This window comes from Billgrantia sp. NRB1, assembly GCF_056921725.1.
In genome coordinates this window covers 2,864,315-2,888,870 of sequence record NZ_CM167783.1, presented here as the reverse complement: position 1 = coordinate 2,888,870, position 24,556 = coordinate 2,864,315, and the positions used below count along the sequence as shown (strand labels likewise).

At 66.3% G+C, this 24,556-nt stretch carries 19 protein-coding genes and 2 pseudogenes; 14 read left to right on the top strand and 7 right to left on the bottom strand.

Annotation, left to right across the window (positions count from 1 at the left end; translation table 11 throughout):
• Positions 1–55: 55 nt before the first annotated feature.
• Together ACZIYR_RS13120 and ACZIYR_RS13115 are read right to left on the bottom strand one after the other, a co-directional pair.
• On the bottom strand, positions 56–1,411 hold the full coding sequence (locus ACZIYR_RS13120; RefSeq protein WP_483526985.1) for a histidine kinase sensor domain-containing protein: 1,356 nt from the start codon (positions 1,409–1,411) through the stop codon (positions 56–58).
• Positions 1,408–2,112, bottom strand: coding sequence for a response regulator transcription factor (locus ACZIYR_RS13115; protein ID WP_483526984.1), 705 nt, complete (start codon positions 2,110–2,112; stop codon positions 1,408–1,410). Before ACZIYR_RS13115 ends, ACZIYR_RS13120 begins: the two co-directional genes overlap by 4 nt.
• A 354-nt stretch (positions 2,113–2,466) precedes the next feature.
• On the opposite strand from ACZIYR_RS13115, the gene ACZIYR_RS13110 reads away from it, so the two are divergent.
• The 3 genes from ACZIYR_RS13110 to trpC are packed head-to-tail and all read left to right on the top strand — an operon-like array spanning position 2,467 to position 4,949.
• Positions 2,467–3,051, top strand: coding sequence for an anthranilate synthase component II (locus tag ACZIYR_RS13110; RefSeq protein WP_483526983.1), 585 nt, complete (start codon positions 2,467–2,469; stop codon positions 3,049–3,051).
• Positions 3,052–3,088: 37 nt separating this feature from the next.
• The gene (gene trpD / locus ACZIYR_RS13105) at positions 3,089–4,108 is read left to right on the top strand and encodes an anthranilate phosphoribosyltransferase (protein ID WP_483526982.1); all 1,020 of its coding nucleotides are present in this window, start codon (positions 3,089–3,091) and stop codon (positions 4,106–4,108) included.
• Positions 4,109–4,139: 31 nt separating this feature from the next.
• Positions 4,140–4,949 (top strand): indole-3-glycerol phosphate synthase TrpC, encoded by an 810-nt coding sequence (gene trpC / locus ACZIYR_RS13100; protein WP_483526981.1) that lies wholly within the window; start codon positions 4,140–4,142, stop codon positions 4,947–4,949.
• 28 nt (positions 4,950–4,977) lie between these two features.
• On the opposite strand, the gene ACZIYR_RS13095 is transcribed toward trpC, so the two are convergent.
• Positions 4,978–7,050, bottom strand: coding sequence for a TonB-dependent receptor family protein (locus tag ACZIYR_RS13095; protein ID WP_483526980.1), 2,073 nt, complete (start codon positions 7,048–7,050; stop codon positions 4,978–4,980).
• A 112-nt stretch (positions 7,051–7,162) separates the two neighbouring features.
• Positions 7,163–8,304, bottom strand: a pseudogene (locus tag ACZIYR_RS13090) (IS3 family transposase).
• A gap of 166 nt (positions 8,305–8,470) precedes the next feature.
• Between ACZIYR_RS13090 and ACZIYR_RS13085 the strand changes: the two are divergent.
• The 11 genes and pseudogenes from ACZIYR_RS13085 to ACZIYR_RS13035 all read left to right on the top strand — a co-directional run bounded on the left by ACZIYR_RS13085 (position 8,471) and on the right by ACZIYR_RS13035 (position 18,731).
• On the top strand, positions 8,471–9,004 hold the full coding sequence (locus ACZIYR_RS13085; RefSeq protein WP_483526979.1) for a tyrosine-type recombinase/integrase: 534 nt from the start codon (positions 8,471–8,473) through the stop codon (positions 9,002–9,004).
• Positions 9,005–9,040: 36 nt separating this feature from the next.
• Positions 9,041–10,564 (top strand): IS21 family transposase, encoded by a 1,524-nt coding sequence (gene istA / locus ACZIYR_RS13080; protein ID WP_483526978.1) that lies wholly within the window; start codon positions 9,041–9,043, stop codon positions 10,562–10,564.
• On the top strand, positions 10,557–11,330 hold the full coding sequence (gene istB, locus ACZIYR_RS13075) for an IS21-like element helper ATPase IstB (RefSeq protein WP_483526977.1): 774 nt from the start codon (positions 10,557–10,559) through the stop codon (positions 11,328–11,330). The genes istA and istB overlap by 8 nt, the downstream gene beginning before the upstream one ends.
• Positions 11,331–11,390: 60 nt before the next feature.
• A pseudogene (locus tag ACZIYR_RS13070) lies at positions 11,391–11,786 on the top strand (tyrosine-type recombinase/integrase); the annotation flags it as partial.
• Positions 11,779–12,930, top strand: a complete 1,152-nt coding sequence (locus ACZIYR_RS13065) for an IS91 family transposase (protein ID WP_483526976.1) — start codon at positions 11,779–11,781, stop codon at positions 12,928–12,930. The pseudogene ACZIYR_RS13070 and the gene ACZIYR_RS13065, both read left to right, overlap by 8 nt.
• A 348-nt stretch (positions 12,931–13,278) precedes the next feature.
• A complete protein-coding gene (locus tag ACZIYR_RS13060) occupies positions 13,279–13,746 on the top strand; it encodes a hypothetical protein (protein ID WP_483526975.1) in 468 nt (155 codons plus the stop codon).
• A 292-nt stretch (positions 13,747–14,038) separates the two neighbouring features.
• The gene (locus ACZIYR_RS13055; RefSeq protein WP_483526974.1) at positions 14,039–14,359 is read left to right on the top strand and encodes a hypothetical protein; all 321 of its coding nucleotides are present in this window, start codon (positions 14,039–14,041) and stop codon (positions 14,357–14,359) included.
• An 81-nt stretch (positions 14,360–14,440) separates the two neighbouring features.
• On the top strand, positions 14,441–14,851 hold the full coding sequence (locus ACZIYR_RS13050) for a VOC family protein (protein ID WP_483526973.1): 411 nt from the start codon (positions 14,441–14,443) through the stop codon (positions 14,849–14,851).
• Positions 14,852–14,899: 48 nt separating this feature from the next.
• On the top strand, positions 14,900–15,433 hold the full coding sequence (locus ACZIYR_RS13045) for a GNAT family N-acetyltransferase (protein WP_483526972.1): 534 nt from the start codon (positions 14,900–14,902) through the stop codon (positions 15,431–15,433).
• Positions 15,434–15,519: 86 nt separating this feature from the next.
• Positions 15,520–16,251 (top strand): GNAT family N-acetyltransferase, encoded by a 732-nt coding sequence (locus ACZIYR_RS13040; RefSeq protein ID WP_483526971.1) that lies wholly within the window; start codon positions 15,520–15,522, stop codon positions 16,249–16,251.
• A 122-nt stretch (positions 16,252–16,373) separates the two neighbouring features.
• Positions 16,374–18,731, top strand: a complete 2,358-nt coding sequence (locus tag ACZIYR_RS13035; protein WP_483526970.1) for a histidine kinase — start codon at positions 16,374–16,376, stop codon at positions 18,729–18,731.
• On the opposite strand, the gene ACZIYR_RS13030 is transcribed toward ACZIYR_RS13035, so the two are convergent.
• The 3 genes from ACZIYR_RS13030 to ACZIYR_RS13020 form a co-directional block, all read right to left on the bottom strand.
• A complete protein-coding gene (locus ACZIYR_RS13030; protein WP_483526969.1) occupies positions 18,708–18,908 on the bottom strand; it encodes a DUF2905 domain-containing protein in 201 nt (66 codons plus the stop codon). The two genes, ACZIYR_RS13035 and ACZIYR_RS13030, sit on opposite strands and share 24 nt — an antisense overlap.
• A 20-nt stretch (positions 18,909–18,928) precedes the next feature.
• Entirely contained in the window at positions 18,929–22,117 is a 3,189-nt protein-coding gene (gene ydiJ / locus ACZIYR_RS13025; protein WP_483526968.1) for a D-2-hydroxyglutarate dehydrogenase YdiJ, read from the bottom strand.
• Positions 22,118–22,228: 111 nt separating this feature from the next.
• Positions 22,229–24,376 carry a TRAP transporter permease gene (locus ACZIYR_RS13020; RefSeq protein ID WP_483526967.1) on the bottom strand — a complete coding sequence of 716 codons (2,148 nt, stop codon included), beginning with the start codon at positions 24,374–24,376 and terminating at the stop codon, positions 22,229–22,231.
• Positions 24,377–24,556 lie beyond the last annotated feature (180 nt).

Genomic DNA, 24,556 nt, shown 5'->3' with positions numbered 1-24,556 from the left:
CTTGTTTAACTCACAGCCAATGTGAACCGCTTTTACATTTGTTACGCCCAGCGTTTCAGGCGTGCCTAGGTTGCGATGTGGGCAGCCACAGCATCATGCGCAGCCCGCCATCGCTGCGGTTCTCGGCGCGTATCCAGCCCCCCGTTGCCTCGACCTGGCGTTGCGCCAGGGCCAGCCCCAGGCCGTGGCCATCGGGGCGGTCATTGCGCGCCTGCGCGGTGCGGAAGAAGGGGGTGAAGATTGCCTCCAGCTGGTCGGTGGGCACGCCGGGTCCGGCGTCGTCGATGGTCAGTCGGTAGCCGGCGTCTTCTGCTGTCAGGGCGATTCGCACACGGCCGCTCGGCGGGGTGTAGTGGCAGGCGTTGCGAATCACGTTCTCCACCGCCTGGGCCAGGGCACGATGGCTGCTGCCGCTGATTCCTGCCTGTTTAGGCAGGTCGACCTCCAGACGATGCCGCGGATATTCGTAGCGGGCGTCTTCAATCACGCTGTCGAGCAGGTCGGTGAGGTCAAGGCTGTCCCGGTCGAGGCTGGGCCGCTCGTTCTCCAGCCAGGCCAGGGTCAGGGTGTCCTCCACCAAGCCACGCATCAGACGGCACTCGCGGCGAATGCGCGGCAGGAAGTGCTGGGTGTCGATGCCTTCCTCCGCGCAGCTCAGGGCCATGTCGATGCGGGTCAGGGGCGTGCGCAGCTCGTGGGAAAGATCGGCGATCAGCCGGCGCTGGGTGAGAATCAGCTCGCCGGTGCGCTCGGCCATGCGGTCGAAGGTCTCCGCCAGGGCGGTCAGCTCGTCGTTACGACTGCCCAGCAGGGCACGCACCCGCACTCCCAGGCTGCCTTCGCTGAACTGACGTGTGGCCAGCTCGAGCTGGCGCAGCGGGCCCATGAGGTGGCGATAGATCACCAGCGCGAGCAGTACCAGCACGGCGAGCGGCAGGGCCACCTTGAGCAGCAGCCGCACCTGGGGCAGGTAGCCGCCGGGGCGCATGCGCTGGGGCAGGGTGACCAGGAAGTGGGTGTGGCCGTCGGCGAAGGTGAGATCCATGATGGGGTTCTCGGCGAAGTAGAGGTGAATCTTCCACTCCACGTTGCGCCCCAGCCGGAACCCCTCCTGAAACTGCGTCGATAGCGAGCTGCCCGCCAGCGGTTGGACATCGGAGCGTACCACCGCCGCCCAGGTGTCCTCGCGGACCTGCAGCGCTTCCAGCCAGGCGGCCAGGGCCTGCTCGTCGCCGGCATCATAGAGTCGCTCGGCGGTGCGCCCCCAGGCTTTCAGGGTCTGCTGGTGGTGCTCGGCGATAAAGCTCATCTTCTGCTCGGTTTCTGAACCGAGAAAGGTGATCATCCACACCAGCACCAGGGTGCCGAGCGTCAGGGGGCCGCAGAGTTTCCAGAACAGCCGCCGGTTCACAGGAAACAGTACCCCTTCCCGTGCACCGTCTGCAGTCGATCCACGGCCATGCCGGCCGCAGCCAGCTTGCGGCGGACCCGGCTCAGGTGCATGTCCAGGCTGCGGTCGAAGCGGCTGAACTCCCGCTCGAGCACCAGCTGATAGAGGTAGGGCTTGCTCAGCGCTTCGCCCTGGTGGAGCACCAGCATCCAGAGCAGGCGGAATTGAATCGGCGTCAGGGCGATGGAGGTCCCGGCATAGCGGGCCTCCAGGCGGCCACGGTGCAGCGTCAGGACGCCCACGGACAGTTCGTCGGGGTCGGCGCGCTGATCGGTGCTACCGAGGGTGCGGCGCAGCAGGGCCTCGATACGCAGCAGCAGCTCGGTGAAGCCGAAGGGCTTGGGCAGGTAGTCGTCGGCGCCGCGTCGATAGCCGAGGATGCGCTCTTCCTCGGCCCCGCAGGCGGTTAGCATCATGACTGGGGTCTGGCGGGTCTTGCGCAGCCGGTCGAGCAGCTCGAAGCCATCCAGCCTGGGTAGCATGACGTCCAGCAGGATCAGGTCGAAATGCCGCCCGATAGCGGTGAGCAGGGCATCCTCGCCCTCATAGCACTGCTGTGTGCGATATCCCTTGCCCTCCAGCAGCGTGGCGATCTGACCGTTCAGGGTGCGGTCGTCTTCGACCACCAGGATCTGCGGTCGGAGAGGGGCAGGGGTGTGCATGGATCCTTCGCTTTCAGTGTTTTTGATACGCATTATCATATGCGTCCAGATGTCGCCTGGCAAGGCGCGCCGAGCGGGCTCTGGGCTCCCAGGAGGCTATGCGCGACGCTAGCGTCGGGTGCCTTGACAGCTCGCCGCCCCGGCCGCACCATAACGGCATGAAAACGCCAGATTACGCACATTCGAACCAGTGGTGGCGCGCCTAAAAGAGGGGCGGCACACCTGCGTCTTGAATGACCATGCCGCCGTCGGGGCGGCATTTTTGTGCCTGGTGTCCCTGCACGGCTGGCGAATGCTGCGGCAGCCCCTTCCACGCCGACCGGATACGCGCAACCGAGACAGGAACCCTTCGTCATGCCCGTGCTGATGATCGACAACTATGACAGCTTCACCTTCAACCTGGTCCAGTACCTGGGCGAGCTGGGCGCCGAGGTGGTCACCCACCGCAACGACGCCATCACCCTGGAGGAGATCGAGGCCCTGTCGCCCAGCCACCTGATGGTCTCGCCCGGGCCCTGTACGCCCAACGAGGCCGGCATCTCCCTGGCGGCGATCCGCCACTTCGCCGGCCGGCTGCCGATCCTCGGGGTCTGCCTGGGCCACCAGGCCATCGGCCAGGTGTACGGCGGCAAGGTGGTGCGCGCCCCCCAGGTGATGCACGGCAAGACCTCGCGAATCCGCCATCACGGCCATGGCGTGTTCGCCGGCCTGGAGGACCCGCTGGAGGTGACCCGCTATCATTCCCTGGTAGTGGAGGCCGACAGCCTGCCCGAGTGCCTGGAGGTGACCGCCTGGACCGACGAGAACGACGTCACCCCGGGCCTGGTGATGGGGCTGCGCCACCGCGAGCTGGATATCGAGGGCGTGCAGTTCCACCCCGAGTCGATCCTCACCCGCCAGGGGCACGAGCTGCTGGCCAATTTCCTGAAGCGTCGCTGAACCGCGCCGAGCCCGAGTCGTAGAGGAGAGCCTGTCCATGCAGATGCGAGACGCCATCGCCGCGGTGATGCGCCACGAGAACCTGACCTTCGCGCAGACCCACGCCGTGATGCGCCAGATCATGACCGGCGAGGCCACCGACGCCCAGACCGGCGGGCTGCTGGTGGGCCTGGCCATGAAGGGCGAGACCCCCGAGGAGATCAGCGCCGCCGCCCAGGTGATGCGCGAGCTGATGAACCGGGTGACCCTCCACGCCGAGAACGTGGTGGACATCGTCGGCACCGGCGGCGACGGCGCCAACCTGTTCAATGTCTCCACCGCCGCCAGCTTCGTGGCCGCCGCCGCCGGCGCCCACGTGGCCAAGCATGGCAACCGCAGCGTCTCCTCCTCCTCGGGCAGCGCCGACCTGTTCGACGTGGCCGGCATCTACCTGGACCTCAAGCCCGACCAGGTGGAGCGCTGCATCGAGCGGGTGGGCGTGGGCTTCATGTTCGCCCCCAACCACCACCCGGCCATGCGCCACGCCATCGGCCCGCGCCGCGAGATGGGCGTGCGCACCCTGTTCAATATCCTCGGCCCGCTGACCAACCCGGCCGGCGCCCCCAACCAGCTGCTGGGCGTCTACTCCGCGGCGCTGCTGCCGCTGATGGCCGAGGTGCTGCGCCAGCTGGGCAGCGAGCACGTGATGGTGGTGCACGCCGAGGATGGCCTGGACGAGATCTCGCTGGCCGCCCCCACCCAGGTGGCCGAGCTCAAGGATGGCGAGATCCAGCGCTATACTATTACTCCCGAGTCGCTGGGCATCGAGCGCCAGTCGCTGACGCCGCTCAAGGTGGTCAGCGCCGAGGACAGCCTGCGCCTGGTGCAGGAGGCCCTGGTCGGCGAAGGCGCGGCGGCGGATATCGTCGCCCTCAACGCCGGCGCCGCGCTCTACTGCGCCGGGGTCGCCGATACCCTGGCCGAAGGCGTGGCCATGGCCCAGGACGCCCAGGCCTCCAGGCTGCCGCTGGAAAAGATGAAGGAACTGGCCGACTTCACCCGGGTGCTGATTCCCTGACCCGCCCCTCGTACACTTTCAGGATCTCGCCATGAGCCCAACGCAGGACGCTACCCCGACCATTCTCACTCGCATCCTGGCGCGCAAGGACGAGGAGGTCGCCGAGCGCTCGCGCGCCGTCTCCGAGGCCGAGCTTTTGCGCCTGGCCGACGCCCAGAGCGCGCCCCGCGGCTTCATCGCCGCGCTCGAGCGGTTCATCGCGGAGGGCGATCCGGCGGTGATCGCCGAGATCAAGAAGGCCTCCCCCTCCAAGGGGGTGATGCGCGAGGAGTTCCACCCCGCCGAGATCGCCGAGCGCTACGCCGCCGGCGGCGCCGCCTGCCTCTCGGTGCTCACCGACGCCGACTTCTTCCAGGGCCACGAGGACTACCTGATCGCCGCCCGCGAGGCCTGCGCCCTGCCGGTGATCCGCAAGGACTTCATCACCCACGGCTACCAGGTCAGCGAGGCGCGGGCCATCGGCGCCGACTGCATCCTGCTGATCGTCTCCGCCCTGGACGACGCCCGCATGGCGGACCTGCACCAGCAGGCCACCACGCTGGGCATGGACGTGCTGGTGGAGGTCCACGACCTCCGCGAGCTGGAGCGTGCCCTGAAGCTCAACCTCGGCCTGGTGGGCATCAACAACCGCAACCTGCACACCTTCGACACCACCCTCGACACCACCCTCGACCTGCTGCCGCGGATTCCCCAAGGGGTCAGCGTGGTCACCGAATCGGGCATCCACACCCGTAACGACGTGCTGCGCATGCGCGAGCACGACGTACACGGCTTCCTGGTGGGCGAGGCCTTCATGCGCGAAACCGACCCCGGCGAAGCGCTGCGCCGGCTGTTCTTCTGATCGCTCCCGACGGGCGGGCGGCTCCCGCCTAAAAACTCAGCTCCAACCCCGCATAGAGGGTGCGCCCCGGGGCGGGCTCGAAGAAGCGCCCGCCGCTGGCGTTGATGCGCACGTTGGCGAAGTGCGACTCGTCGAGCAGGTTGCGCACGCCCAGATGGGCGCCGAGGCGGGTGGTGCCGTTGCCCAGCCGCCAGGCGTCGCCGCCGCGCAGGTTGACCAGCCAGTGGCTCGCCACCGGCACCTCGTTGGCATTATCGGCGTAGAAGCCACCGGTATAGAGCCCCTCCAGGCGGGCGAAGCGCTCGCCGCTGCCGTACCAGGTCAGGCGGTTGTGCCACTGCCGGCGGGGTAGCCCCGGCAGGCGGTTGTCGGCGAAGTCCTGCTGATCGTCGGCGAAGCGCGAGAAGCGGTAGTCCGCCAGGGTCAGGGTGCTGGTCAGCTGCCAGGCCAGGGTCGGGCTCCAGTCCAGCTCCAGCTCGATGCCCTCCCGGGCGGTGCGCCCGGCGTTCTCGTAGAAGGTGCGGCCGTTGTCCGCCTCGAAGGGCACCAGCTCGTCGTCCACCCGTATGGAGAAGGCCGCCAGGTCGTAGCGCAGGCCGTTGGCCAGGCGCCCGCGCAGCCCCAGCTCGCGGCTTAGCGTCTGCTGGGGCGCCACCTCGGGATTGAAGCCGCCGCCGTCGGGCCGGGCGAACTCGGTGAAGGTGGGCGTCTCGAAGGCGGTGCCCAGGTTGGCATAGAGCTGGTGCCCCTCCCGGTAGCGATAGCTGGCGCCGAGGCTGCCGGTCCACTCCCGGAAGGTGCGCGAGCCGCTGGCGTCGATGCCCTCGGCCTGGAAGCGGTCGTCGATGGAGAGCCGCACCTGGTCGTGGCGCACCCCGGCGGAGAGCTCCAGGGCCTCAGTGACCCCGAGCTCCGCCAGCAGGAAGGCGCCGGCGGCGGTGGCGTTCTGCTGCTCGTCGGCGGTCTCGGCGCTCACCGCACCCTGGGGCGTGACCGCGCGCCGCCCGCGGTCGTCCTCCTGGCGGCCCACCTCTAGCCCGGCCACGTAGCGCAGCGGCCGCTCGCCCAGCGTCTCCTCCCGGGTCAGATCCAGGCTGGCGCCGTAGTAGCGGCGGCGGTAGTCCACCAGGCTATTGCCGGGGAAGGGCAGCTGCTGCTCGAAGTCGCGGCGGCTGACGAAGGCGCGGGCGTTGAGCTCGCCGCCGGCGGCGTCGAGATCCTCGTAGTGCAGCCCCAATAGCTGCTGCTCCACCCGCTGGCCGGCGTCCAGGGCGGCCGCGGCCGGCGCCGCCTGACGACGGTCCGTCGCCACCTCTTCGGCGGTCAGCCCGCCCGGGTCCTCGGCGGTGGGCAGGTCGAGCAGGTTCACCAGCGCCGAGAGGGTGCGGGTCTCATCGAAGCGGTAGCCCAGCCGGGCGTTGAGCAGGCGCTTCTCCACGGCGCTCTGTTCCCGGTAGCCCTCGAAGTCCAGCGCCGAGAGGCTGACGCTGTGCACCCAGCTGCCGTGCTCGCCGCCCTGGCGCAGGGCCAGCTTGCGGTAGTCGTGGCTGCCGCCCTGCAGGCGCAGCACCGGGGAGCGGCGCATCTCGCTGCCGTCGCCGGTGGTGATATCGAGCACGCCGCCGGCGGCGTTGCCGTAGAGCACCGAGGCGGGGCCGCGGATCACCTCGATGCGCTCGGCGCTATCCAGGTCCACGGCGTCGATCTGGGCCTGGCCGTCGGGCAGGGTGTAGGGAATGCCATCGACGCGGATATGGATGCCGCGGATGCCGAAGGGCGCCCGGGCCCCGAAGCCGCGGCTGGCGATGCGCTGGCCCTGGGCGAAGTTGTCGCGGTTCTGCAAAAAGAGGCCAGGCACCGGGGCGAGGGCCTCGTCGAGGCGCACCCGCTGCTGGCCCTGCTGGATCTCCCCGCGGGTGACCGCCGACACCGCCGCCGGGGTATCGTAGAGCTCCCGGGCCAGGCGCGGCGCGCTGATGGTGATGGTGGGCAGCGCCTCAGCGTTTTCCCCTTCCTCCGCCGCGACCAGCCCCGGCGCGCCCCACGCCGCAACCGCAATGGGCAGGCAGCCCAGCAGCCGTCTTCTCGTCCCATGCCCCATGCGCAGCTCCTTGCCGTCTCAACTCCTGAAGTAGTGTAGTGCCCAAACGCTACCTGTCCGCCACCCGCGGTCCAAGCCTGCTTGTTCTGGTCAAGTCAGAGCGGACACATTTTCAAGCCGCAGCTGCCAATTCAATCTCCCTCGGCGTCTGGTAGCCCAGGGTCGAGTGGAGCCGGCAGCTGTTGTACTCCATCTCGATGTAGTCGATCACATCCCGCCGTGCTGCCTGCCGGCTCCTGTATCGCTGGCCCGCCAGCCACTCGCTTTTCAGTGAGCCGAAGAAGCGCTCCATCACGGCATTGTCCCAGCAGTTCCCCTTCCGGCTCATCGAAGCCTGGAACCCGTGTCGATCCAGCCTGGCGCGGTAATCACGTGACGCGTACTGGCTGCCGCGATCGCTGTGATGAATCAGCCCTCTCTCGGGCTGCCGGCGACCTACGGCCATTTCCAAGGCATCCAGGACCAGCGGCGTGCGCATGTGGTCAGCCATCGCCCAGCCCACCAGCTGCCGATCGTGGAGGTCGAGCACCGCCGCCAGATAGAGCCATCCTTCCAGCGTCCAGATCGCCGTGATATCGGCCACCCAGGCCCGATTCGGTGCTGCCACCATGAACTGGCGGTTCAGCAGGTTGGGCGCCACCGGCAGGCTGTGTTCACTGTCGGTCGTATGGCGCCAGTGGCGCCGCTGACGTGCCTCTACACCAGCTTCCCGCATCAGGCTGCGGGCCTGGTAACGGCCGACGTCGTAGCCTCGGCGTCGCAGTTCTCTGGCCATGCGGCGGCTGCCATAGCTGCCACGCTTCTGGCGATGAATCTCGCTGACTTCGTGGAGCAGGGCCTGACGCTGGTCATCAGGGCCACGTCGTCGCCAGGCATAGAAACCACTCCGGCTGACTCGCATGACCCGACACAACACGGCCACGGGATAGGTGGCCTTCTCCGACTCGATGAACTGGTATCTCAGCTCGACTCTTTGGCGAAGAAGGCCGCCGCCTTTTTTAAAATATCCTTTTCAATCTGAAGCTTACGAACTTCTTCGCGGAGCTTCTTGATCTCGGCGTCGCGATCGTCCTCCTGCCACCCCGGACTGCCGGCGACCTGCTGACGGTGCTTGCGGCACCAGCGGTCCAGTACGCTGCGCTCTACGCCCAGGCGCCGGGCGGCCTCGGATACGGAATACCCCTGATCGATCACCAGGCTCACCGCATCCGCCTTGAATTCATCGGAAAACCGACGTCGAGTTTTCTTGGTCATGAACACCTCCACTGCCTCCATTATGAGGCTTATCGGGGTGTCCGCTCCAATTGGACCACTTCACTTCGCGGTAGCTGTCCGGTAGCCGTCGTCGAGGCACGCCTGCCGATTCGTCGAACCACACTGTTCCTTGACCCATTCGGGTCGATGAATCGGAGTGACGACGATGACTGCCTTACGACAGAAGATGATCGAGGCCATGCGTCAGCGTGGCTTTGCGCAACGTACCCACACGACCTACCTGATGGTGATCACGGACTTGGCGAGCTACTTCCATCGCTCGCCTGACACCTTGAGCACCGACGATTTGCAGCACTTCTTCTATCACCTGGTCCAAGAGCGCGGGCTGTCCGCCGCCAGCTGCCGCGTCTACCTATACGGCGTGCGCTTCCTGTACCTGCACGTGCTGCACTGGCCGTCGGTGGAGGTATCGCTGGTGGTGCCGAAGACACCGCAGCGTATTCCAGAGCTGCTGACTCGCGACGAGGTGAGGCGGATCCTGGCCGCGTGCCACAACCCCAAGCATCGCATGATGCTCGAACTGTGCTACGGCTGCGGACTGCGCGTGAGCGAGGTCTGCCACCTGCGGGTCAGCGACATCGACAGCCAGCGTGGCCAGCTGCGTGTCGCGCAGGGCAAGGGTATAGAGCGACAATTACTCTGGCCGGCCGACGACAACTACTGTGACCGGTTGCCCTAAGCTTGACCGCTTGTCCCGACCCACCAGGGAGCCGGTATGGCGGTCACCAGCCAACAGGTCATGCTCTATATGTCGCAACGTCAACAAGGCCAGACCCAGGAGGTCGCCGCCGCCAAGGCCGGCCTCTCCGTCAGAACCGCTCGCCGCCTCGAACGCCGGGCCGAGTCCTCCGAGCCGCCGGCATCACGGCACTGGCGAACCCGGCCCGACCCCTTCGCTGAGGTGTGGGAGACCACGCTCGTCCCCCAGCTGGCCGCCGCCCCGGGCTTGCAGGCACTGACCCTGCTGGAGTGGTTGCAGGAGCAGCACCCCGGCCAGTACCCGGACAGCCTGCTGCGAACCCTGCAGCGCCGGGTCAAGGGCTGGCGAGCCGCGCATGGCCCGGAGAAAGAGGTGATGTTTCCGCAAACCCATGGCCCCGGGCTGCGCGGCCTCTCCGACTTCACCGAGCTCAAGGGGATTGTCATTACCGTGGCAGGGGAGCCGCTTGATCACCGGCTCTACCACTTCCGCCTGGCCTACAGCGGCTGGTGTTGTGTCCGGGTGGTGCTCGGTGGCGAGAGCTACCCGGCACTGGCTGAAGGTCTGACCCGTGCGCTGGAGCGCCTTGGCGGCGTCCCCGCGGAGCACCGCACCGACAGCCTGTCGGCAGCCTTTCGCAACCTGGGCCGGGAGGCGGAAGCCGACCTCACCGAGCGTTATGCCGCCCTGTGCGCTCACTACGGCATGACGGCCACCCGCAACAACCCGGGTCGCGGCCATGAAAACGCCAGCATCGAGTCGCCGCATGGCCACTTCAAGCGGCGCCTGCAGCAGCGCCTGACGCTGCGCGGCTCCCAGGACTTCACCAGCCTCGACGCCTACCAGGCCTTCCTCGATGAGGTGACCACCGCGATCAACCGTCGCAACGCGGCCCGGATCACCGTCGAGCGTGGCGCGCTGCAGCCACTGCCCAGCCGGCCCGGTACCGACTACAGCGAGGTGACGGTGCGCGTCACTACCTCCAGCACCATCCAGGTGCGCAAGGTGCTCTACTCGGTGCCGTCCCGGCTGATCGGCGAGAACCTGCGGGTGCACCTTTACGATGATCGCTTGGTGCTGCATCACGCACAGCAAGCATTGCTGACGCTGAGACGGCGGCATGCCACGCCGGAAAGCGGCCGGTTGCGGGTCATCGATTACCGCCATGTGATCGGCTGGCTGGTCCGCAAGCCCCGGGCGCTGGCGGGGCTGACGTTCCGCGACGACCTGTTGCCGAGTGCGGCGTGGCGCGAGCTGTACGCCCGGCTGATCGCCGCCTCGCCGGTCGCCGAGGCCTGCAAGCGCATCGTTGGCGCTCTGGCGTTGGCCGCCGAGCAGGACCAGGCCGAGGAGATCGCCAGTTACTGGCTGGGCGCCCTGGCGCGTGGGAAGAGCCCGACACTGGCCGAGCTCCAGGCCCGCTTCGCCGCCACGCCGAGCGCCACGATGGCGTTCCCCCAGGTGACCCAGCATGACATCGCCAGCTACAACCACCTGGTGCCCAGCGTGCCGACCACGGAGGTGCGTTGCCATGCCTGATGCCCAGACGTTGCCGCTGCTGCTGCGACAGCTCCGCCTGCCCACCATGGCCGCCTGTTGGCCCCAGTTGGAGACCCAAGCCCGGGCCGAGAACTGGAGCCTGCCACAAGCGCTGGCCGCCCTATGCGAGCACGAGCTGGCCGAGCGTGAGCGACGCCGGCTGGCCCGGCACCTCAAGGAGGCCCGGCTGCCGGTGGGAAAAACGCTGGAGTCCTTCGAGTTCGACGCCATCGCGGCCGAGCAGCGTCGGCAGCTGAGCGCCCTGGCGGGCGACACGCAGTGGGTCGACCAGGCTCACAACCTGCTGCTGTTTGGGCCCTCCGGCGTCGGCAAAAGCCACGTGGCGGCCGGGCTCGGGCATACGCTGGTCGACCAGGGTTACCGGGTGCGCTACGCCACCGCCTCAAGCCTGGTCCAGGAGCTCCAGGCTGCCAAGCAGGCACTGCGCCTGAGCGACGCCCTGATCAAGCTCGACAAGTACGCCGTGCTGGTGATCGACGATATCGGCTACGTTCAACGCAGCGAGGCCGAGACGTCAGTGCTGTTCGAGCTGATCGCCCATCGCTACGAGTCGGCCAGCCTGATCATCACCGCCAACCAGCCGTTCAGCGCCTGGGACAGTATCTTCCCCGACAGCATGATGGCAGTGGCCGCCATCGACCGGTTGGTGCACCACGCCACGCTGATGGAGCTGAGCGGGGAGAGCTACCGTAAGCGTGCTTATCAACGACAATTACAAGGAGGAAAAGCTGGGTCGTCGGACTGACGACAACTACCCCACCCAACCGGCCATTTTAATTGTCGCCAAGCGGCCAAAGTAGTTGACGTCGCATACAAGGGTGCCAAAGACCGTATGGTGCTGTTAACGGCGACCCTGATTGATCGCTTGCGCGACTACTGGCGAGCGTATCGGCCGCGAACCTGGTTGTTTCCGAGTGCCCTGTTCCCGGATCGTGCGCTGCATCTGAGTGCGCCACAGAGGGCCTTTAGCAAGGCCAAGCGGCAGGCCGGTGTCGAGCGCATCGGAGGCATCCACAGCCTGCGGCATGCCTACGCCACGCATGCCCTGGAACAGGGCCTGCCCGTGCATCAGCTCCAGCGATTGCTGGGCCACCGTAGCATCCAGTCCACGATGCGCTACCTGCACTGGCTGCCGGGGCAGCAGGGGGCCGGCCAGGCGCCTATCGACCTGGTTGCGAGCCTGGAGGTGGGTCATGGCTAAGACCGCCACCCTGCAACAGGCCCTGGTGCGCTTTCTCAACCCGGTCGGCCTTGATCGCCAGCGCCAACGGGTATGTGGCCACCTGCTGGCCTGTCGTACCGAGGCAATGGGCGGCATGATCCTGCAGTGTACGGACTGCAACCACACCCAGCCGCACTACTTTGGCTGTCGAGATCGCCACTGCCCGCAGTGCCAGGGCCGTGCCATGCACCAGTGGGCCGAACGTCAGCAGGCGACTATCCTGCCGGTGCGCTACTACCACGTCGTGTTCACGCTGCCCCATAGCCTCAACGGTTGGGTTCAGCTGCATCCCGAGGTGATCTACCGGCGGCTGTTCCAGAGCGCCTGGCAGACGCTGCGTGCCTTCGGTCGCGATCCCAAGCGCCTCGGCGGCGAGATGGGCATGAGTGCCGTGCTCCACACCTGGGGGCAGAACCTGAGCCAGCATGTGCACCTGCACTGCCTGGTCCCCGGCGGCGCCTTGGGTGACGATGGCCGCTGGCATGGGGCACGTAGCCACTACCTGTTTCCGGTGCGGGCCCTGTCGCGCCACTTTCGCGGCCATCTGGTGAGTGCTCTGCGCCGGGCGGCGAATGCTGGCGAGCTCCATCGGGTCACTCGTCCCGGTGATGTGGATGACCAGCTCAATGCCCTGATGGCCACCGAGTGGGTGGTCTACAGCAAGGACTGCCTCGAGCACACCCCGGCCGTGGTCCGTTACCTGGCACGCTACACGCGTCAGATCGCCATCAGTAACGCCCGCATCCTCGCCGTGGACGATCATCAGGTCACCCTGCGCTACAAGGACTACCGCGACCGTGACCGACACAAACGCCTCGTCCTCGATGGCGAAGAGTTCGTGCGACGTTTCCTGCTCCACGTCTTGCCTAAGGGGCTGATGCGAGTCCGTCACTACGGCTTTCTGGCCAATCGCTGCCGGCGACGACGTCTGGCACAGATCCGCCAAGCGCTGATGGTGGCGGAGACGGCACCGGAGACCGTGACTCCTGGCCACGACAAGGCTCCCGCTTACACCTGCCCGCACTGCAGGCGACCGACGCTGCGCGTCACCGGGGCCCTTACCCCCCAGCGACCCACCCTCGGCCGGTCACCCAACCACCGGGGGCAACGCTATCGAACATGAGGTAACGCCAGGCACACCACGGAGTTGGCCAGACAACGGATTCGACGATCCGGCCCGCTTGCGGGCCGCGGAGGCGCTTGTCCTGACGATGGATTTTGGCCAGCAGGCGGGTTACGTTGGGAAAAATTGCGCCAGTCGGAGAGGGGAATCGTGACCCACATCACTGCCCGCACGCGTCATAACCGACTCGCCCACGTGCGATCGATTGCTTCAGCCGGCACCCCGGCCAATACAAAACCCTATAGAAGCTGCGCAGCAGCCTGATGGGCGGCTTAGTCCAACAGGCATTTATTCGCCATGCTGCGCACGGCGAATAAATGCTGAACAGTTATGCGTAAAGGAGGAGAGATGCATCAAGTAGCCGCTCAATGGATCGTAGGGTTACTAAGGGATAGAAATATACCCTTCTTAATTTGTGGTGGGCTCGCCGCAAAGGGGTATGGCTCTGAGCGAGACCTGTATGACATCGACCTTTTCGTCCCTGGCGAGTACTTTTCAACAGTCGTTCAGGCCGGTCAGGAGTTTGTATCCAAGGCTGCCGCTCACCGCCAAGAGGAAGGCTGGGATCTAATTTATGTCCAGTTCAAGTATGAAGGCGTTAAAGTAGAGGTAGGCAACGCTGACGGTCCGAAAATATTTGATACCGGAAATGAAAAGTGGGTTCCGCTAAATATAGATTTTTCTCGCTATGAGACCGTGCATTTGTTGGGGCTTGAGCTCCCTCTTATGCTGCGGGATGATCTGATACGGTATAAGTCTGCGCTCTCACGGCCGGTAGATATCGAGGATATTCGTGATATCTGTGAGAGCGCATAACCAAGCCATGCACCGGATGCCAAAACCTCCGCTTCACTCCGGTTTTGTCACCGGTGATAGCGGCGTTATAAAGATGTTGCCCGCATTCTTCAGTGCATGGGGGCGCTGCAGGATAATTCCCACCCTGTCGGCAGTGAAAAGCTCTCAGGAAAAGAGCGCTATGGAAACCGGCAGAGTGCGTGAAATATCATATATGAAGTGGTGGATGAGCTTCTTGTCGTAACGGCTATGAAGGTCGGATATCGAAAGCACGTCTACAAATGCAGCTAATGTGATATTTTAAGGAGGTAACTTGAGTAGCATCGTTGGGCGATGGCGCATCACATGGATGGAGATGTGGGATCAAGATTTTGTTGATCTTATCGAGCCGGGATATTTTCGATTCGATAAAGACGGCCTTGGCTTCTTTGTATTCGGAGCAGTCGAAGGCCAAATTGATTACCGCATGTCTGATGATGGAGCGCGAGTCGATTTTTCGTGGTCAGGAAATGATGATGGCAGCGTGAAATCTGGGCGTGGCTGGTTTCAGCTTCAATCTTCACGTTTAGCCAAAGGAAGGTTCTTCATTCATTGTGGAGATGAGTCAGCTGTGGAAATCGAGTATCAAACGTAACCAGGCCATGCAACGGATGCTAAACCCTCCGCTTCGCTGCGGCTTTGTCGGCGGTGATACCCGGCATCATGGAGAGTGGGTATGAATATCAAATGCATTTCCGGCTTTGCTTCCATCACCAAAGACCCGGCGGCTAGTGCGTCGCTGTATCAGGGTGCGCTGGGCCTTCCACTGGAGGCGATGGACGATTATCGCTTTATGGATCACTTCCCCGGCGCGAATCATTTCGGTGTCTGGCCGCTGGCCATGGCCGCCCAGTCCTGCTTCGGGCAGGATGAGTGGCCCGAGAGTGTTCCCGAGCCCACGGCGACGATCGAGTTCGAGCTGGCGGATGCCGCTGCGGTGGAGGCGGCGGTGCAGGAGATGAAAGCGAAGGGGCAGGCGTTTATCCACGAGGCCAGGACGGAACCCTGGGGCCAGACGGTCGCCAGGTTCATGAGTCCAGAAGGTGTATTGATCGGCCTGAGCTACGCGCCTTGGCTTCATGAATGAGGGCTTTGCCGTCTCGGCCCCACGATAACGCTCTGAGGGATCCTCACCATGCAGATCGTCGAAGCCCAGGATCATCATCTCGACCATGTGTTGCAGGTCGAGCGCCAGGCGTTCCCGAGCGATGAAGCGGTGCCGCGCCTGGTGGCGGATTTGCTGCTGGACGCCACGGCACGGCCGAGCCTGTCGCTTCTCGCCTACGAAGGGGCTCTTCCCGTCGGCCACGTGCTGTTCACCCACGCCAGGCTCACGGGGGCATCGCAGGAAATTACCGCAAGAATCCTCGCACCGCTGGCCGTCATTCCCGAGTGTCAGCGCCGGGGGGTCGGGCGTGAGCTTATCGAGCGAGGCGTGGAGCGCCTGGCCAAGGAGGGCGTCAGGCTCGTGTTCGTGCTGGGCCATCCGGATTACTATCCGCGCTGCGGCTTCGAACCCGCCATTCCGCACGGGCTCATGGCGCCGTACCCCATCGAGCCGGAAGCAGCCTGGATGGTGCGGGCGCTGGATGCCGGTGTGCTCGGCACGGTCCGTGGCAGGGTGGCCTGCGCGAAGGCCATGGATCGGCCGGAATACTGGCGCGAGTAGGCCGGTGGGCGATTTTGTCGCTGGATGTGTGTCATCGATCCGCTGCCGGCAGCCCAGAACGCACGGAATACCCGGAGGCACAGAGGGTGGATGAAGCGAAAGAGCGCTATCTCTCAAGCCTGCCGGACCTGCCGCTATGGGTGGAGACGCGGGACTTGCTGCGCCGGGAAAGCGCCAGGCTGGTCGAGAACCAAGGGCAAAACGGCTTCGTGGTCTGGAGCCCTGAGGTCGGCCTGGGGGCCGTGGTGGGTGAGCCGGCGCCGGAGGCCCTGGCGCTGGCCGCCGGCGAGGTGCCGGAGCTGCTGGCCTTCGCGGACAATATCGAGGGCGTTCGCGCGCTCCTGCCAGCGTTTCACGCCGAGCCTGCCAATGTCTTTTCTGCCCCCGAACGGCTGCCCGTCGCCCCGCGCCACCGATGCCGGCCGATCGCCCCGAGCGAGATCGCGGCACTGTCTCACCTGCCCGCCGAGCTGCAGGCCGAGCTTTCCCGCGTGGCGGAGGCGGGAGTGCTGGTCGTGGCAGCCTTTGACGGCACGCTGCCCGTGGCCTTCGCCTATGTGGCCTCCGAAACGGAGTCGCTGTGGGATCTCTCCATCGACACCCTGGCCAGCCATCGTCGCCGGGGGTACGCGGCGGCCGCGGTGCTCCATCTCATGGGCTTGATGAAGGCGAAGGGCAAGTCCGCCGTCTGGGGAGCGCTTGAGAGCAATCCCGCCTCGGCGAACCTGGCGCGTCGCCTGGGCTTCGTGGCGTGCGCCAGGCTATGGGTGCTGACCCCAGGGAAGACGCACGACAAATCGCTCTACGACGGGGCTTGAAGAGCAGTCGCAATCCGCTCTGCGCTTCGCGCCTATGGGGTCAGCCGAGAGGAGAGCTAAACCTCAACCTTCAGCGGCCGGGGCCGATAACAATAGGAAAGGCCTACGAGGGGAGAGCCGCCATGAGCCGGATCCGTAGCATGCAGAGCCGTGCTGAGGATGCTCGAACTGCCGTTCGCGAGTTTCATCAGGGGGTGGTGCAGCCCGATGCCGAGCTGGTGCTGTTCTTCTGTTCCAGCCACTACGATCTGGCGGCGCTGGCTGACGAGATGAACCGTCTGTTCGACGACACTCCCGTGGTGGGGTGTACCACTGCGGGGGAAATCGGCCCCCTGGGCTATCTCGACCATACACTCACCGGCGTAAGCTTCCCGGCCGGCAGCTGTACGGCGGTAACCGGGCGATTGGATGCCCTTCAGCAGTTCGGCATCGCTCGTGGCCAGGCGTTCACCGACGCGCTTCTGCAGCAACTCGGTGAGCGGGCGACAAGACCGAGCGGCTGCAACAGCTTCGGGTTTCTGCTCATCGATGGCCTCTCCATCCGTGAAGAGCAGGTGGCACGAACGCTGCAAACGGCATTGGGCGATATCGTGCTGGTGGGCGGCTCGGCGGGCGACGACCTGTGTTTCAGCCAAGCCCAGGTGTTCCATGACGGGGCTTTCCACAGTGACAGTGCCGTGCTGACCCTATTGAAGACCGACTACGCGTTTCGTCTGTTCAAGACCCAGCACTTCCTCTCGCTGGAGGAGCGCCTGGTCGTCACCCGGGCCGATGCGGAGCAGAGGCTCGTCCACGAGATCAATGGCATACCCGCCGCCCAGGCCTATGCCGAGCTGCTGGGCGTCTCGGCGGAGGCGCTCGAGCCGCACCATTTCGCTGCTGCGCCGGTGGTCGTACTGATCGATGGCATCGATTACGTACGCTCGATACAGAAGGCCGGGCCGGACGGCAGCCTGACCTTCTACAGCGCCATTGACGAAGGGCTGGTCCTGCGCGTGGCCCAAGGAATGGATCTGGTCTCAGACCTGGAGGCAACCATGGGGCAGCTGAGCGAGGAACTGGGCCCGCCGCAACTGGTGCTTGCCTACGACTGCATTCTGCGCAACCTGGAGGTCACCCAGAAGAGTACCAAGACGGCGGTGGAGGCGGTTTTCGATCGCCATAATGCGGTCGGCTTCAGCACCTATGGCGAGCAATACGGTGGCGTGCACATGAACCAGACGCTGACAGGTATTGCCATTGGCGCTCGTGCCCGTAGCGAAACGAGCGGCTTGCCGAGTGGGTGGAGCCTGTCTGGCCGCCGTACGGAACCGATGAAGCAAGCCAATGCCACCCAGCCGATACCGCGAAGACAGCTCGGGGTCGAGCAGTTGCAGAAGATAGTGCAGGCCTTGATGGATCGCGCCGAGCGCAGCACCAGCGTGCGCGGCTCCGGTTTCAGCCTCTTCCAGACCGCGGTGATGCTGGAGGATCAGGTGCGGGTGCGAACCAAGGAGCTGGAGGTGGCGCTGCACGAGAACGAGCAGATCAATCGTGCCCTGCATCAGGCTCAGGCGGATATGGAACGGGAGATCCGCGAGCGGTACGAGGCCCTCGTGGCGCTGGAGCGTGAGAGGGAGGAGCAGCAAGTCCTCATCGGAAAATTGGAGGAGGCCCACAATCAGCTGCTCCAGTCGGAGAAGCTCGCCTCGATCGGCCAGCTTGCCGCGGGTGTCGCCCATGAGATCAACAATCCCATCGGTTTCGTCAGTTCCAACCTCAACACCCTGCGTCAGTATATCGACGACCTGCTGCGCCTGATCGACCTCTACGAGACGGTCGAGCCGTCATTGACGAGCGAGGCGGTCGGGCGGATCGCGCAACTCAAGTCGGAACTCGAACTGGACTATCTGCGCGAGGATGTCGGTGCGCTGATTGCCGAGTCGATCGACGGTACGCTCAGGGTACGGCGCATCGTTCAGGATCTGCGCGATTTCTCCCGTACCGGTGCCACCGACTGGCAGCTTGCCGATCTTCATCAGGGATTGGAGAGCACGCTCAACGTGGCGGCCAACGAGATCAAGTACAAAGCCACGATAGTGCGGGAATATGGCCAGCTGCCGGCGGTCGAGTGTGTGCCGGCCCAGCTCAACCAGGTCTTCCTCAATCTGCTGGTCAATGCGGCTCAGGCAATCGAGAACCACGGCACCATCACACTGCGCACCGGCTGCGAAGGCGATCAGGTGTGGCTCGCCTTTGCCGACGACGGGACGGGGATATCTGCCGAGATGCAGTCGCGTATCTTCGACCCCTTTTTCACCACCAAGCCGGTCGGTCAGGGCACCGGCCTCGGCTTGTCGCTCTCCTATGGCATCGTGCAGAAGCACGGGGGATGCATCGAGCTGGATAGCCGCCCCGGAGAGGGCACGACCTTCACCCTCTGGCTGCCGGTTCGGCGCATCCCGGATGCAAGCGCCTCAGCGGTTGAACAGCCACAGTAATCCGCTGATGAGCAGACTCAACAGGATCATGGTGGTGATGGGGAAGAAAAACGAGAAGCCCTCGCGGCGCACGGCGATGTCGCCCGGCAGCTGGCCGAAGGGCAGCTTGGAGAGCCAGGGCCAGAGGATGCCAACGGCGACGATGCACAGGCCGATGATGATCAGGGTGCGAGACATGGGCGTGCTCCTTCTGCCTCCTACCAGCTGACGCGACGCAGCACCGCCAGCAGCCCCTGCAGCGGGTGCGGCAGGGCGGTGTCGGAGAAGCGCTTCACCTGGCTGCGGCAGGAGTAGCCGGTGGCCAGCAGTTTCCCCGCGTTGGCCTCGTCCTCCACCCGGGGCTGCCACGACTGGGCGTAGATGGTCCGGGAGGTCTCCCGGTTGCGCGCTTCGTGGCCGTAGGTGCCGGACATGCCGCAGCAGCCGGTGTTGACCAGTGCCAGCTCCAGGCCGAAGGCGGCGAACAGCTGCTGCCACGCCTTGGGGCTGCCCGGGGCGTTGGTGGTCTCGGTGCAGTGGGAGAGCAGCCGGTAGCCCGGGTCCTCGATGCCGGCGCCGGCCAGGTCGAGCCCCGCCGGCACCAGCTGGCGGGCCCGCGTGACCAGCCACTCCTGCAACATCAGCACCTCGGGCACGGCCGCCGGGCCCAGCGCCTTCACGTACTCCTGGCGATAGGTGAGGGTCATGGCCGGGTCGATGCCCACCAGCGGCACGCCGAACTCGGCCAGCGCCCGCAGCCGCCTGGCCTGGCTCTCGGCGGTGCGCTCGAAGGCGCCCAGGAAGCCCTGCACGTGCAGCGGCTTGCCGTTGGGGGAGTAGGGGGCGACGAACACCTTGACGTCGAGCCGGGCCAGCAGCTCGACGATATCCAGCACCAGGCTGGCCTCGAAGTGGCTGGTGAAGGCGTCCTGCACGATCACCACGCTCTTGGCCTTCTGGGCCTCGCTGAGCAGGCCCAGCGAGGTGGGGGTGGCCTCGGCCACGCCCCAGGCCTTGAGCTGCTTGGCCAGGCGCACCCGGGAGAGCCGCGGGCTGTCCACCAGGCCCACGGGGCCGGCCAGCAGCCGGTCCACCAGGCGGCTGCCCAGCACCGCGTTGTAGAGCGGGGCGAGCCGCGACAGCGCCGGCATCAGCCATTCGGTGCCGCCGATCAGGTAGTCGCGCACCGGGCGCAGGTAGCGGCCGTGGTAGACCTCCAGGAACTGCGAGCGCGAGTCGGGCACGTTGACCTTCACCGGGCACTGGCCGGCGCAGGACTTGCAGGCCAGGCAGCCGGCCATGGCGTCGTAGACCTCGTGGGAGAAGTCCGCCTGGCGCTTGCGGCGCAGGGTGTTGAGGGTGCGCCGGGGCAGGTCGCGCACGAAGCCCCAGGCGCCCTCGGCCTTCTTCTTGCGGGATTCTTCGACCAGGTCGACGCCGGCCGCGCCCTGCAGGCGCAGCCATTCGCGGATCAGGCTGGCGCGCCCCTTGGGGGAGTGGATGCGGTCGCGGGTGGCCTTCCAGGAGGGGCACATGACGTCATCGGGGTCGTAGTTGTAGCAGGCGCCGTTGCCGTTGCAGTAGACGGTGGCGGCGTGGGCCTGCCAGGCCCGCTCGTCGATGGTGCGGTCGTACTGGCCGCGGGTGGGCACGCCGTCGATGGGCAGCAGGCCGGGATCGACCAGCTTGACGGGTGTTTCGGCATCGGCGTCGGCAGGCGTGGCAATCTTTCCGGGGTTGAGCTGATTGTGCGGGTCGAAGGCGGCCTTGACCCGCTGCAGGCTGGGGTAGAGCGCGCCGAAGAACTTGGGCGCGTACTCCGAGCGCAGCCCCTTGCCGTGCTCGCCCCACAGCAGGCCGTGGTACTTGTGGGTCAGCTCGGCGACCTCGTCGGTGATCTCGCGGATCAGCCGCTCCTGCTCGGGGTCCTTCATGTCGATGGCCGGGCGCACGTGGAGCACCCCGGCGTCCACGTGGCCGAACATGCCGTAGGCCAGGCCCCGGGCGTCCAGGGCTGCACGGAACTCGGCGATGAAGTCCGCCAGGTGCTCCGGCGGCACCGCGGTGTCCTCCACGAAGGGGATGGGGCGCTTCTCGCCCTTCTCGTCGACCCTGGCGTTGCCCAGCAGGCCCACGGCGCGCTTGCGCATGCCGTAGACCTTCTGGATCTGGGCGCGGCCGGAGGCCTGGGTGTAGCCCAGCCGCTCGACGCTCGCGTCCGTCTCCAGATGGTGGCAGAAGGCGGCGACCCGCTCGGCCAGCCGCTCCGGGTCGTCGTCGTTGAACTCCACCAGATTGATGCCGCGGATCGCCGCCGCCTGGCGGGTGGCCGTGGCGGTCTCGCCCTGGGCGGCGTCGCCGGCGCTCTCCCCGGCGGGGAAGAATTCCGCCACGCTGTCCCAGACGAAGTCCTCCATGGCCAGCAGCAGCACCTTGTCGTCCACCGTCTCGATGGAGGTGGGCTTGGCGGAGCTGGCCATCAATGCCTTGGCGTCGCGCAGGGCGTCCATGAAGCCCGCGTAGCGCACGTTGACCAGGGTCGAGTGCTTGGGGATCGGCAGCACGTTGAGTACCGCCTCGTCGAGAAAGCCCAGCGAGCCCTCCGAGCCGCACAGCAGGCTGTTCATGTCGAGCCGGCCCTGGTCGTCGCGCAGGTGCGCCAGGTCGTAGCCGGTCAGGCAGCGGTTGAGCGGCGGAAAGGTGGCGCGAATCTGCTCGGCCTGGGTGTCGATGATCGTCCGGGCGGTGCGGTAGGCCGCGCCGGTGACGTCGTCGCGCTCACAGAGGCGTTCGAGCTCGCTATCCGTCACCGGGCGACTCAGGAGTCGCTCGCCGCCCAGCAGCACGGTCTCGAGCTCCAGGACGTGGTCGCGGGTCTTGCCGTACTCGCAGCTGCCCTGGCCGCTGGCGTCGGTGGAGATCATGCCGCCGATGGTGGCGCGGTTGGAGGTGGAGAGGTCCGGGGCGAAGAAGAGCCCATGGGGCTTGAGCGCCGCGTTGAGCTGGTCCTTGACCACGCCGGCCTGGACGCGGACCCGGCGGTTCTCCGCGTCGATGTCGAGAATCCGGTTCATGTGCCGGGAGACGTCCACCACCAGGCCGTCGGTGAGCGACTGGCCGTTGGTGCCGGTGCCGCCGCCGCGGGGGGTGAGCACCACCTGGCGATGCTCTACCTGGCCGGCGAGGTGGGCGATGCGCTCGAGATCCTCGCCGCCCCTGGGGTAGAGCGCCGCCTGGGGCAGGCGCTGGTAGATGGAGTTGTCGGTGGCGAGCACCGTGCGGTCGGCGTAGTCCGGGGCGATCTCGCCCTCGAAGCCGGCGGCCTTGAGCGCCTCGAGAAAGCGAAGATAGGGCGCGGCAGGCTCGGGAGCGGTGCCGGCGTCGGTGGTGTCCAGTCGTGCGATCATGGAAGTCAGCGTCGGGGGGATAAGGAGAATGCCCTTACTTTACCGCGAGAGGGCGGTGAGGCGCATCCCGCCGTGGCCGGTGGCCACGGCGGGAGGCCGGTTTGCCTTGGGTCAGGCGTTGCCGGCGGTGGCCAGGGGAGCGGCCGAAGCGCGCCCCGCCCGTGCGCTCCAGACCAGGGTGGCGAGAAACAGCCCCAGGCCCAGGAGATCCAGCGCCAGCTGGCCGTGGGGCCAGAGCATCAGCGCCCCGATGGGGAACACGGCCAGGCGCAGCCACCAGGGCAGCTCGTGCTCCAGGAAGCCCTCCAGGCCCGCGATGATGGCGTAGATGCCGAACAGGGCGAAGGCGAACACCTTGAGCATCTCGGCGGGGGAGCCGGTGATCAGCGGCGACCAGACGAACAGCAGGGGAATGATGTAGAGCCCCTTGGCGATCTTCCAGGCGGTGAAGCCGGTGCGCATCGGCGGCGTTCTGGCGATGGCCGCGGCGGCAAAGGCCGTGAGACACACCGGCGGGGTGACGTTGGAGTCCTGGGAGAGCCAGAAGATCACCATGTGGGCCGCCACCAGCAGCATGGTGAGGGTGTGGGGCGAGAGCGCCTGTTCGTAGAGCTGGCTGCGGAAGTCGTCGGGCACCAGGGTGAGCAGCTCCCGGGCGCTGGCGGCGTCCATGGGCGCACTCAGGGCCTCCACGCTCTCCGGGGCGGCGAGCATGAAGATCGCCTTTGCCTGCTCGGGCAGCTGGCCGGCCATCAGCAGCTCCACCAGCTGGCCGTGGGCCATCAGGCCGTAGAGGGCCGGCGCCGAAAGGGTGCCGAGCACGATGTAGGCGGCGGTGACCGGCAGGCCCATGCCCAGCACCAGGGAGGCGATGGCGATCAGCACGATGGTGATCAGCAGGCTGCCGCCGGCCCAGTCGGCGATCATCAGCGAGAAGGTGTTGCCGATGCCGGTGGTGGAGACCACGTTGACGATCAGCCCCACGGTGAGCAGCAGGACCGCCGTGGTGATCATGTTGCGGGTGCCGAGCACCAGGGCTTCCATGACCGCCGTCGGCGTCATGGGGTTGCGGGACAGCCAGGAGGCCACCACCACCGAGAGGATGGCGATGCCGGCGGCGTAGGTGGGGGTGAAGCCGTGGATCAGCGCGGCCACCAGCACCACCAGCGGCAGGAGGAAGTGCCAGCCGCCCTTGAGCACCTCGAGGAAGCGCGGCGCCTCTTCGGTCTCGATATGTTGGGCGCCGCTGCGCTTGGCCTCGATGCGTACGAACATCGCCACCGAGAGGAAGTAGAGCAGCGCAGGCAGGGCCGCCACGCCGATGATGGTGAGGTAGGAGACCTGGGTGTAGGAGGCCATGATGAAGGCGCCGGCACCCATTACCGGGGGCATCAGCTGGCCGCCGGTGGAGGCCGCCGCCTCGACTCCGGCCGAGAAGCGCGACGGGAAGCCGGCCTTGCGCATCAGCGGGATGGTGATCACCCCGGTGGAGACGGTATTGGCCACGCTGGAGCCGGAGACCGAGCCCATCAGCCCCGAGGAGAAGACCGCCACGAAGCCGGGGCCGCCGACGAAGCGCCCGGCGGCGCAGCGGGCCAGCTCGATGATGAAGTCGCCGGCGCCGGAGCGTACCAGGAAGGCACCGAAGAGGATGAACATGAAGACGTAGGACCATGAAATGCGGGCGATGGAGCCCAGCATGCCGTCGCCGCCCAGGTAGCTGCGGAACAGCACCGTCTCCCAGGAGAGCCCGGGGAAGCCGAACACCCCGCTCACATGGCGACCCCACCAGGCCACGTAGGTGATCGCCACCAGGCAAAGCAGGGGGATGAACCAGCCGGTGGTGCGGCGGGCGAACTCCAGGATCAGTGCCAGGGCGACGATGGAGACGATCCAGTCGGCGGTGGAGAAGCGTACCCCGCGGGCGTAGAGGGCGTCCTCGAAGCCGATCAGGTAGAAGGCGCAGCCCACCGCGGCCAGGCCGAGCAGGATGTCCACCGCCAGCACCAGCCGGGCGCCGCCGGCGGAGCGGGTCTTGAGCATGGGCACCGAGAGGGCGCAGAGCAGGCCGAACATGCCGAAGTGCAGGGCGCTGACCCACACCTCGGAGAGGGTGCCGAGGGTATTGAAGTAGAGATGCGACAGGGCCACGACGATGGCCAGGGCGAACAGCACCCGGCCGAGCCAGGGATGCTCGAGGCGCTCGGGGGCTTCGCTGGCGGCTTCGTCGCGCACCTCGGGAGTGGGCGTTGCGTTCATGGGCGTTCTCGCGGAGCTGGCGTGGATGGGAAGGCGTTGTCGGTGGTCAGGCTCGGGGCTTTGCGGCGACAGGCTTTCGGCGGTACGGGGCTGTTGCCGGCGACAGGCCGGCGAGGAGGCGCTGTGAACCCCTCCCTGGGCGCTACTTTTTCCTTCCCTGGAAAAAGACCTCCTCTTCGG